The 10,076-nt window shown below is 66.1% G+C and carries 12 protein-coding genes; 6 read left to right on the forward strand and 6 right to left on the reverse strand.

The genetic code is table 11. The features are described from left to right. Window positions 1–9: 9 nt before the first annotated feature. From mmsB to QFZ36_RS15790, 3 genes are all read left to right on the forward strand, one after another. Window positions 10–1,047 (forward strand): 3-hydroxyisobutyrate dehydrogenase, encoded by a 1,038-nt coding sequence (gene mmsB / locus QFZ36_RS15780; protein WP_306637861.1) that lies wholly within the window; start codon window positions 10–12, stop codon window positions 1,045–1,047. Next, window positions 1,044–1,820: an enoyl-CoA hydratase gene (locus QFZ36_RS15785; RefSeq protein WP_306637862.1), complete on the forward strand. Its 777-nt coding sequence runs from the start codon at window positions 1,044–1,046 to the stop codon at window positions 1,818–1,820. Before mmsB ends, QFZ36_RS15785 begins: the two co-directional genes overlap by 4 nt. Before the next feature lie 74 nt (window positions 1,821–1,894). After that, the gene (locus QFZ36_RS15790; RefSeq protein ID WP_306637863.1) at window positions 1,895–2,548 is read left to right on the forward strand and encodes a DedA family protein; all 654 of its coding nucleotides are present in this window, start codon (window positions 1,895–1,897) and stop codon (window positions 2,546–2,548) included. Between the two features lie 50 nt (window positions 2,549–2,598). Here QFZ36_RS15790 and QFZ36_RS15795 read toward each other — a convergent pair whose 3' ends face one another. Continuing rightward, window positions 2,599–3,108, reverse strand: coding sequence for a MarR family winged helix-turn-helix transcriptional regulator (locus tag QFZ36_RS15795; protein ID WP_306637864.1), 510 nt, complete (start codon window positions 3,106–3,108; stop codon window positions 2,599–2,601). 106 nt (window positions 3,109–3,214) lie between these two features. Between QFZ36_RS15795 and QFZ36_RS15800 the strand changes: the two genes are divergently transcribed. After that, window positions 3,215–4,405 carry an acyl-CoA dehydrogenase family protein gene (locus QFZ36_RS15800; RefSeq protein ID WP_306637865.1) on the forward strand — a complete coding sequence of 397 codons (1,191 nt, stop codon included), beginning with the start codon at window positions 3,215–3,217 and terminating at the stop codon, window positions 4,403–4,405. Window positions 4,406–4,521: 116 nt separating this feature from the next. Next, complete coding sequence (locus tag QFZ36_RS15805) at window positions 4,522–5,499, forward strand: SDR family oxidoreductase (protein ID WP_306637866.1); 978 nt, start codon at window positions 4,522–4,524, stop codon at window positions 5,497–5,499. 76 nt (window positions 5,500–5,575) lie between these two features. On the opposite strand, the gene QFZ36_RS15810 is transcribed toward QFZ36_RS15805, so the two are convergent. The 5 genes from QFZ36_RS15810 to QFZ36_RS15830 form a co-directional block, all read right to left on the reverse strand. After that, window positions 5,576–6,361 carry a MerR family transcriptional regulator gene (locus QFZ36_RS15810; protein ID WP_306637867.1) on the reverse strand — a complete coding sequence of 262 codons (786 nt, stop codon included), beginning with the start codon at window positions 6,359–6,361 and terminating at the stop codon, window positions 5,576–5,578. 33 nt (window positions 6,362–6,394) lie between these two features. Further along, complete coding sequence (locus QFZ36_RS15815; RefSeq protein ID WP_306637868.1) at window positions 6,395–6,778, reverse strand: hypothetical protein; 384 nt, start codon at window positions 6,776–6,778, stop codon at window positions 6,395–6,397. Between the two features lie 191 nt (window positions 6,779–6,969). Continuing rightward, entirely contained in the window at window positions 6,970–7,173 is a 204-nt protein-coding gene (locus QFZ36_RS15820; protein ID WP_013599688.1) for a cold-shock protein, read from the reverse strand. 130 nt (window positions 7,174–7,303) lie between these two features. Next, window positions 7,304–7,930, reverse strand: a complete 627-nt coding sequence (locus tag QFZ36_RS15825; protein WP_306637869.1) for a response regulator — start codon at window positions 7,928–7,930, stop codon at window positions 7,304–7,306. After that, the gene (locus QFZ36_RS15830) at window positions 7,927–9,207 is read right to left on the reverse strand and encodes a sensor histidine kinase (protein ID WP_306637870.1); all 1,281 of its coding nucleotides are present in this window, start codon (window positions 9,205–9,207) and stop codon (window positions 7,927–7,929) included. The genes QFZ36_RS15825 and QFZ36_RS15830 overlap by 4 nt, the downstream gene beginning before the upstream one ends. Window positions 9,208–9,415: 208 nt before the next feature. On the opposite strand from QFZ36_RS15830, the gene QFZ36_RS15835 reads away from it, so the two are divergent. Beyond that, the gene (locus QFZ36_RS15835) at window positions 9,416–9,979 is read left to right on the forward strand and encodes a GlcG/HbpS family heme-binding protein (RefSeq protein WP_306637871.1); all 564 of its coding nucleotides are present in this window, start codon (window positions 9,416–9,418) and stop codon (window positions 9,977–9,979) included. Window positions 9,980–10,076 lie beyond the last annotated feature (97 nt).

Raw genomic sequence — 10,076 nt, forward strand, 5'->3', positions numbered from 1 at the left:
AGACTGACCATGCCTGAGAACCACACCATCGCGTTCCTGGGCCTTGGCCACATGGGTGGGCCCATGGCGGTGAACCTGGTCAGCGCCGGCCACACGGTGGCAGGTTTCGACGTGGTGCCCGCGGCCCTTGACGCTGCACGGGAGCATGGCGTCCCTGCTGTTGCCAGCGCCGCCGAAGCGGTTTCCGGGGCGGACGTGGTCCTGACGATGTTCCCCAGTGGGCGGCACGTGCTGGACGCCTACCAGGGCAGCGACGGCGGCCCCGGCCTGCTGGCCGCTGCTGCCCCCGGAACCATGTTCCTGGATTGTTCCACCATCAATGTTGACGAAGCCCGTGAAGCAGCCAGGCTGGCCATCGGTGCCGGCCACCGCTCGGTGGACGCGCCGGTGTCCGGGGGTGTGGTGGGTGCCGAGGCCGGGACGCTGACGTTTATGGTGGGCGGAAACCCGGAGGATTTCGAGGCGGTGCGTCCGCTGCTGGAGGTAATGGGCAAGCGGGTGGTGCACTGCGGTGGCCACGGCGCGGGACAGGCCGCAAAGATCTGCAACAACCTGATCCTGGGCGCCTCCATGATTGCCGTGAGCGAGGCCTTTGTGCTGGGGGAGAAGCTGGGCCTTAGCCACCAGGCGCTCTTTGATGTGGCATCGGCGGCCTCGGGGCAATGCTGGGCACTGACCACCAACTGCCCCGTGCCCGGGCCGGTTCCCACCAGCCCGGCCAACCGCGATTACCAGCCCGGTTTCGCCGGAGCCTTGATGGCAAAGGACCTCCAGCTTGCCGTGAATGCACTGCAAAGTACCGGCGTGGCAGCCCGGGTGGGTCCGCTCGCCGCGGAAATCTACGGTACGTTTGCCGCAGAAGGCGGCGCCGGCCGTGACTTCTCCGGGATCATCACGGACATCCGGGACAAATCCGATGCCCGGGACAAATCCGATGCCCGGGACGGATCACGGAACATCTTGGGTGACAAAGCCGGCGGCGCTCCACACACGGCATCAAAAAGTGCAGCGTACGGCGCAGCTCAGGACGACGGGAGCCCCGAATGACCGAATACACGAACATCCTGGTGGAACAGCGGGGCCGGGTGGGGCTGGTGACGCTCAACCGGCCACAGGCGCTGAATGCCCTGAACAAAGCCACCATGGAAGAGCTCGTCAAGGCCGTGGGTGTTATGGATGCCGATCCCGCAGTAGGAGCGGTGGTGATAACCGGCTCCAGCAAGGCCTTCGCTGCCGGGGCTGATATCAAGGAGATGGCGGGCCAGGGCTATATGGAGATGTACGCTGCGGACTGGTTCCGCGGCTGGGAGGACTTCACCCGGCTCCGCATTCCCACCATTGCCGCAGTCTCCGGGTTCGCGCTGGGCGGCGGCTGTGAACTGGCCATGATGTGCGATCTCATCATCGCTGGGGACAACGCCAAGTTCGGCCAGCCCGAGATCAACCTGGGGGTGCTGCCCGGCATGGGCGGATCGCAGCGGCTCACCCGTGCCATCGGCAAGGCCAAGGCGATGGACCTCATCCTCACCGGCAGGTTCATCGGCGCGGAGGAAGCTGACCGCTGCGGCCTGGTATCCCGCGTAGTTCCCGCTGAGGACGTGGTGGACGAGGCCGTCAAAGCTGCAGAAGTGATCGCGTCCAAGTCAAAACCGGTGGCCATGGTGGCCAAGGAAGCCGTCAACGCGGCCTTCGAAACCGGCCTCGCCCAGGGAGTGGTGTTCGAGCGCAGGCTCTTCCATTCGCTCTTCGCCACAGAGGACCAAAAGGAAGGCATGGCCGCTTTTATGGAGAAGCGCCAGCCCGGATTTCAGCACCGCTGAGCCGAAGTCAGCCTTCAGACAGCTGCGTAAGGTAGACAGGTCAGGGCAGCTGTGGAATCGGACGGGGAGCTTGTATGTGGGGAACGGCGGCGGACGCAGGCGGCTCAGCCGATAACCTGACCGGGTTGGTGGGCGTCGCTGCCCGGGGCATCGAGCAGCTCGGGGAGTGGGGCGTGGGGCTCTTCACCCTGGCCGAAACCGTGGTGCCGCCCATCCCCAGCGAAGTGATCCTGCCGCTGGCCGGCTACCTTTCCAGGCAAGGCTCCCTGAACCTGGTCCTGGTTTTTCTCACGAGCACGTTGGGCGCCTGGCTGGGGGCCCTCTTCCTGTACTGGCTCGGGGCCAAGCTCGGCCTGGAGCGGTCCATCCGCGGGTTGTCGAAACTCCCGCTGGTGGATCGGGAGGACTTTGAACACGCGGCCGGCTGGTTCCGCCGGCATGGACGGCGGTCCATCTTCTTCGGGAGGTTACTTCCCGGTGTGCGGAGCCTCATTTCCCTTCCGGCCGGAGCTGCAGCCATGCCGCTGGGCACGTTCACCATCTACACGCTCGCCGGCAGCGGGCTGTGGAACGGGCTGCTGCTGGGGCTCGGGTACCTGCTGGGCACCCAATACCGGGTGATCGAGGAGTACTCCCGTTTCCTGAACTATGCCGTCTACGCCGCTTTGGGCGTTACCCTGGTACTCCTCGTTGCCCGGCGGATCAAACGCGCCAAAGAGCGGCGCTGACCCTGTTTCCGCGCTGACCTGCGATCGCATTGACCTCGCATCCGGCCCGTTCAGGAGTCGATGAAGTCGCCGGCATTCCGGCGGAAGTCACCGAGTATCCGGATCAGCTGATCGATATCCTCCGGCCCGAAGCCCGAGGCGCTGAAAACTTCGGCGTTGAGTGCCGCCGTCGAACGTTTCGCCAGCGTGCGGCCGTCGGCGGTGAGCTCCACCAGCGTGGTGCGGCCGTCCGTTGGATGCGGTAAACGGCGCACCAGCCCTGCGTCCTGCAGCCGGTCAACCGCGTTGGTAACGGATGTCGGGTGGACCTGGAGGAGCGTGCTCGCTTTCTTCATGGGAAGGGATCCGTTCCTGGCGAAGCCCAGCAGGGCGAGCAGTTCGTAGCGCGCGAAGGTCAGCCCGAAGGGCTTCAGTACGAGTTCGATCCTGGCGAGCAGAATCTGCTGGGTCCGCATGATGGCGGTGATCGCCGCCATGGGAGCGGCCATATCCGCCCAGCCGTGGTCCTCCCAGTTTCGGCGGGCATCGGCGATGGGGTCACGGGAGAGCGGAGTGCCCATAGCCAGCCTTTCGCTATGTGATGCGCCTCACTTGCTTCGGAGGCCTGTGCAATATACTAGGACATCCAACGGTTTGGTAAAGCAGTCCGGCAGAGCGAGGGGACCAATGCCCGTGCAGCCCGCAGGAGATGACGGAACACCACCCTTCCCCGATGCCGACCTGATGTACATCGCTGACCTCCTGGCGCCGCCCGAACGGGACAGATACTTCGGCATCCGCCGGTTCCTCCAGTCCTCGGTCCGGCAGCCCTCCATCGAGTACTGGAACCGCGAAGAGTTCCCCTTTGGGCTGCTCGCGGACATGGGAAAGCATGGCCTCGGAGCCCTCCAGCTGGACGGCAGTTCCACACTGTTCAAGGGCCTGATGTACGTGGAATTGGCCCGAGCGGACGTATCCCTCTCGGCGCTCGCCGGGATCCACAACGAACTCATCCTCGGGATGATCAGCGGGCTGGGGTCTGAGGAGCAGAAGGACCGGTGGCTGCCCGGACTGAAATCCTTCGCCCGCCTCGGAGCTTTTGCACTGACGGAGCCGGACCATGGCTCGGATATCGCCGGGGGGCTGGAAACGTCGGCCAGGCTGGATGGCCGCGAGTGGGTCCTCAACGGTGCCAAGCGCTGGATCGGCGCCGGCACCATCGCAGATTTCGCCTTGGTCTGGGCCAGGGACGCGGCGGACGGAGAAATCAAGGGCTTCATCGTGGAGACGGACAGGCCTGGCTATATGGCCACCAAGATCTCCAACAAGATCGGCCTGCGGATCATGCAGAACGCGGACATCGTCCTGCAGGACGTGCGGATCCCGGCGGGCAACCTGCTGCCCGGGGCCACGAGCTTCTCCCGGGCGAACGAGCTGTTGCGGGACTCCCGGGCCTGGGTGGGCTGGCAAGGTGCGGGAATCCAGCTGGCTGCCTTCGACGTCGCCCGCGCCTATGCCTTAACCCGGCGGCAGTTCGGCAAGGAGCTGGCCGGCTTCCAGCTGGTCCAGCAGCAGCTCGCCGACATTTTGGGGAACGCCTCCGCCTCGTTGGCGTTGATGGCGCAACTGGCGCGCATCCAGCAGGAGGGAAAGCTGGAGATGGTCCAGGCTGCCATGGCCAAGGCCACCATCACCCGGTTGGCCCGGTCCTCGGTGGCCATGGGCCGCTCGCTGCTGGGCGGCAACGGCATCAGCAGCGACTACGAGATGGGCAAGCTGTTCGGCGACGCCGAAATCCTCTACACCTACGAGGGGACCTATGAGGTGAACTCGCTCATCGTGGGCAGGGCCGTCACAGGAAAATCCGCTTTCCACTAGGTATCCACCCGTTTAGCCAACTGCCGTTGTCCCGCAGCACCGGCCTCGGTAGCATCAAACACTAAGCCTGCTTAGTTTTATGCCAGGGCAGTCCACGGACGAAAAGGGGATGCCAAATGCGCATCAGGAATTCAGTTGTGGTGATCACCGGCGCATCCAGCGGGATCGGAAGGGCAACGGCCCTGCGCTTCGCCTCCAAGGGGGCGCGGCTGGTCCTGGCGGCGCGCGGAGCTGAATCCCTGGAAGAGGCAGCACGGGAATGCAGGAAACGCGGCGGGAAGGCCATTGCCGTCCCTACCGACATGACCGACGTGGCGAAGGTGGAGGAACTGGGGGCCCGCGCCGTTAAGGAGTTCGGGCGCCTGGATGTGTGGGTCAACAATGCCGCTGTGGGCGCATTCGGCCTGCTGACCGAAATTCCACCCAAGGACTTCCAGCGGGTACTGGACGTCAACATCTCCGGGTACGTGAACGGTGCCCGGGCGGCACTGCCGCGTCTGCGCGCCCGCGGATCCGGCACCCTGATTAACGTCGCGTCCATCGTGTCGGAAATCCCGTTGCCGTACTCCGCCGCTTATTCCATCTCCAAAGCCGCGGTGCGAGCCCTCAGCGTCAGCCTGCGCTCCGAACTGGCCCGCGAAGGCGCCGACGGGGTGCACGTGTGCACGGTCCTCCCGGCCACCATCGACACGCCTTTCTACCAGAATGCAGCCAACTACACCGGCCGCCGCCCGATGGCCATGCCTCCCGTTTACACTCCCGAGCGGGTTGCGAAAGCCGTGGTAAGGCTCGTCGACCACCCGCGCCGGGAGACGGTCGCGGGAGGGCTGGCCGGGCGCCTCCTGGTGCTGCAGCACAAGGCCGCCCCTGGCGCCGTCGAAGCTGCCACCGCCCGCCAAGTGGATACCCGCCAGCTGTCCCGGCGGCAGCCCGCCCCCCTCACCTCCGGAAACCTATACCGGGCGTCGCAGGCAATCCGGAAGACTTCCACGGGCGGCGGATGGCACGGCCGACGGCGGACGGCGCAGCGGCTCATCGGAGCCGCTGCGGTGGTCGCCGCCGCCGCAGTCGCCTTGCGGAAGCGGCTGGGCTGACTGCTGCGGGCCTTATCAGGCAGCCACCTGCCCGCCCGGCTCCCAACGCCCGCCTCCGCCGTCGCTCTTTCCCTTTCTAGAGGTTCCTCTCGGCGTAGGCACGCAAAGCGTCCCGCACGAAGCCCGCGCCCGATTCGCCACCGTAGTTGGCGGCGAAACGCGGATCGGCAACGTACATTTCTCCCAGGCCCACCACGTACCCCTTGATGTCACCGCCCGCCTCCCAAGCGGGAGTGCCAGGGATGGAGGTGAGCCACTCAACGTGCCGCTGCGCCAGGTCCTGCGCCTCCGGGCTGTCCGCGGCCAGGCCGGATTCCGAAGCGGCGGTCCAGTCGCTGCCGAGTTTTTCTGCCCTGGACTTCCATTCCTGTTTTTCCGCGGGTCCCATTCCACGCCACCAGGTGTCCCCCTTCGCGTAGGCCTCCTTGCCCCAGCGCTCCTCCACCTCGTCCTTGTACTGGGTGTGGTCGAAGCCGTCAAACATATTCTCGGCCATCAGTTCGCCCCCTCCTTTCACGGTTTCGATTGTTTGCCGGACAGACAGGACCTGCCGGGCCAGCCGCTCCTGCTCCTGCCGGAGCCAGTCCAAGTGGCGGCTGAGCGCTTTGACGGCATCCGTCTCATGGCTGAACACCCCGGCAATGGCCGGCAGGCCCAGGCCGAGCTCCCGGAGCAGGAGGATCCGCTGGAGCTGCAGGAGCGCTGCGGCGTCGTAATAGCGGTATCCGTTACTGCCAACCCGGCTGGGCTTCAGCAGCCCGACCTCGTCGTAGTGGCGCAGCGTCCGGCTGGTTGTGCCCGCCATCCTGGCAACGTCCTGGATGGGCCAGTCAACACCTGGGGTGGTTCCGGTTGCTTCCATGCTTCGAGCGTAGGGGTTGACGCAACGTCAAGGTCAAGCAGGTTTCCCCGGGGACCGGCGCGGTGAAGACCGGGTGCGCGGTGAGCGCGTGCGGGCCTGGGCTAAGAGCCGGGTGAACGCAAAGATGAAGACCGCCTCGATGAGGAGCATCAGGGCCACGAGCAGCCATTGTTCCCCGGCAACAAAAACAATGCATCCTGCCAGCGCGAGGATGGTTCCGAGGACCAGGGTGTACACGGCAAATCCGACGGCAACCCGGGCGCTGCGGACTCCGGTGCGGAAACCGAAGCCCAGCGGTTCCCCGCCGGGATGCCCCGGGACACGGTCCGGCCCGGCAGGTGGGAGACCGTCGAACTCCTCCCACGGGTCCTTGCCTGCATCGTTGCCTGGAACGTTGTCCGGGTGCTGTCCGGTCATAACCCAATTATCCCAAATCCCGGCATGCGATAGGGAGCCCGGACGCAGAGGCCGCCACCCAGGAGAGATGTGAAAGGCCGCCGGGGAGCCAGACTTGGGGGAAGGCAAAAACAGCGGCCCCGCCAACGGGTGTTGGAGGGGCCGCTGCCTGGCGGGATTCCTCCTGCTGGTGCGGGAGGAAAACCGAAGCCTTAGAGCGGGCGGATGTTCTCTGCCTGCGGGCCCTTCGGACCCTGGGTCACATCGAATTCAACCTTCTGGTTCTCATCGAGTGAGCGGTATCCGCTGCTGGCGATTGCGGAGTAGTGGGCGAAAACGTCAGCGGACCCGTCATCGGGGGCAATGAAGCCAAAACCCTTTTCGGCGTTGAACCATTTAACTGTGCCTGTTGCCATGGCTGCATTCCTTCGTGTGACTCTGATTCTCTCCCCGGGCATCAACCCGAGGTGTGCGGAGAACGTCCCCCGCAGTCCCCAACGTACGGGGCGAAAGCCCAGCTTGCAAGGGTATGGACACTCAAAGTCGTCAGCGCATGCCCTCGCGGCGGATGGCGGTGGCGATGGCAGCGGCCCTGGTGTCCACCCCGAGCTTGGCATAAATGTGCGCAAGGTGGGTCTTGACGGTGGCCTCGGAGATGAAGAGACGTTGGCCCAGTTCACGGTTGCTGAGGCCTTCAGTCAGGAGGCTGAGCAGTTCAGCCTCACGCGGCGTCAGGATCTCGTCAGGGTTCCGCAGCTGCTGGAAAAGCCGGGATGCCACGGGAGCGCTCATCACGCTCTTGCCTTGGACAGCCCCGCGGATGGCTGTGAAAATCTCGTCCGGCGCGGCGTCCTTCAGCAGGTATCCCATGGCGCCGGCATCCACGGCCCGGACAATATCGGCGTCGGAATCGTAGGTGGTGAACACCAGGATGGCCTGCCTCTTGTTGCGCTCCCGGATTCTGCGGATGGCTTCGATCCCGTCCATCCCGTGGCCCATGGCGAGGTCCATCACCACCACCGACACGGCATCCTGTTCCAGGAGCTCCAGCGCTTCCTCGCCGGACGCTGCCTCGGCCACGACGTTGATATCGGGTTGCGTGCCCAACAGGGCCCGCAGCCCGCTTCGGACCACCAGGTGGTCGTCCACCAGCAGCACGGTTATGGCGGTCATGGAGATTCTCCCGGCCCTTCTGCGTCCGCCGGTGCAGGCAGCTGCGCTGCCACAATGGTCCCTTCGCCCGGTGCGCTTTCCACCGAAAAGACGCCGCCCAGCTGTTCCACGCGTTGCCGCATGGCCCGCAGCCCGTACCCTCCGGCGTCCGACGGCGGTGCTGCAGCCGCCGGATCAAAGCCAGTGCCGTCGTCGTACACATCCAAGGTGACGGCGTCCGGCAGGAAGCCGAGCGTCACTGTAGCCGCGGAGGCGGCGGCGTGCAGCTTGATGTTCGATGCCGCGCTCTGGACAACCCGCAGGAGGGCGTGCCGGACGTCGGCCGGCACGGGCCGTGGTTCGCCGGTGACCAGCAGCCGGGCTTCCAGTACATATTGCCTCACCGCGAAAAGCAGGGCGTCCGGCAAAGGGGAGGCGTCCAGCCCAGGGGTGGCGAGCTCGTGGACCAGGCTGCGGGTCTCGGACAGGTTGCCCCTCAGCAGCGCGGTGGCCTGCCCAAGGTCCGCCCGGGCGGCATCACCTGGCCAGGCCCTGCCGGCCGCTTCCAGCAGGAGGAGACTGCTGGCCATGCCCTGCGTTATGGTGTCGTGGATCTCCCGGGACACCCGTTCCCGTTCGGCGATGGTTCCGGCCCGGCGCTCGCTGGCCGCGAGCTGTTCCTGTGCGAGCGACACTTGCGTGTGCAGGCGGCGCTGTTCCTCGGCGTCGTGCTGGATCCTGTCATAGACCAGGGTGAGCATCACACCTACGGCAAGCGGGCCCAGGAGCATGGCCAGGTCTGTGCCATCGCCTAACTTGAACAGGCCTGCCGCAGTGGCAGCCGCCGTCACGCCTGCCGCCACGTACGCGGCTATTCCAGTGAGGGCGCTCCGGCACAGGAAGAACAGCGCGAACGAGCACCAGCCAAAGCTGGGAGCAGCGATAACCAGCGCGGCCCAGACGCCCACCAGGGCAACCATCCATGGCACAGCCGGCTGGCCGCGCCGCGCGTGGACAGCAACGGCGAGATACAGCAGGCAGGCGCCGGCGGCCAGGCCGAGGACCGGGATGTTGTCCGCGGGGCTGTGCCGCATCACGTAGCGGACCAGGGATGCCACCAGGAGGACGGCGAAACCGAAGTGTACCGCCGTGTCAATACTGCCGAGGCGCGGTTGCCCCGGGCGGGTGTTGTTGGATGGGGACGTCCCTCCGGGGCCAGTCCCGGCGGGGCCGGTCCCGCCGGCAGCGCGTGGGTCCGGGGCGGGCGCGTCGTGGGCGGCGGTGGCTCGGGGAGGCATGGACATTCCGGTTCAGGTGGGGGACGGCTACCCACCATGCTAAAGCTCCTGCCTCTGTCCCGTCTCTCAACCTTTTGGCTGATACGGCTGGCCTTTTGGTGCAGGAGGGTTCAGCCAAAGGCCCGATGGCAGGCGCCCGTGGTCCCGAAATGATGGAACTGCACCCAGCACTGAACCGTGGCTGGGGATCCGTTCAAAGGAAAACACCATGAAGAAGTCCTCGAAAGTCTTCGCCGCCGCAGCCGCCGGCGCCCTTGCCCTCACCGCCGCCGCTACGGTCACCGCAAACGCCGGCCCCGGGTCCGCTGCAACGGCCGTCCCCGCCGCCGACGTCCAGCCCGTGCCGGAGAACGTAATCCAGCAGAACCGCATTTCCGCCGGTGCCTCCGCCAAGGCCGTGTCCGCAGCCCTCGCCAAGTGCCAGGCGGACAAGCTCCCGTTTGTCACCGTGGCGCTGGTGGACCGCTTCGGCACAGTGCAGGCGCTCCTGCGCGGTGACAACGCCGCCGAGCACACCATCGAAGCGGCCAAGCAGAAGGCCTACACAGCGGCAGCCTTTGGAACCCCCACCAGTGAACTGGCCAAGCGGATCAACGGCAACGGCCCCAGCATCGCGGACCTTCCCGGCACCCTCTTCCTGGCCGGCGGCGTCCCGCTGAAGGTGAACGGCGTTTCCGTGGCGGGGATCGGCGTAGGCGGCGCCCCCGACGGTGCCCTGGATGAAGCCTGCGCCGCTGCAGGTGCTGAAGCCATCGTTGCCGCCGCTCAGTAGGCTTGGGATGCATGGGATGGTGCCGGGCATGATGTGGCACAGCGCATGAAGCGGGCTGGGGTCCTCGGGCTGATTCTCTGCCTCTCTGTGTCAGTGA

Origin of the sequence: Pseudarthrobacter siccitolerans, assembly GCF_030823375.1 — a bacterium.
Classification (GTDB): domain Bacteria; phylum Actinomycetota; class Actinomycetes; order Actinomycetales; family Micrococcaceae; genus Arthrobacter; species Arthrobacter siccitolerans_A.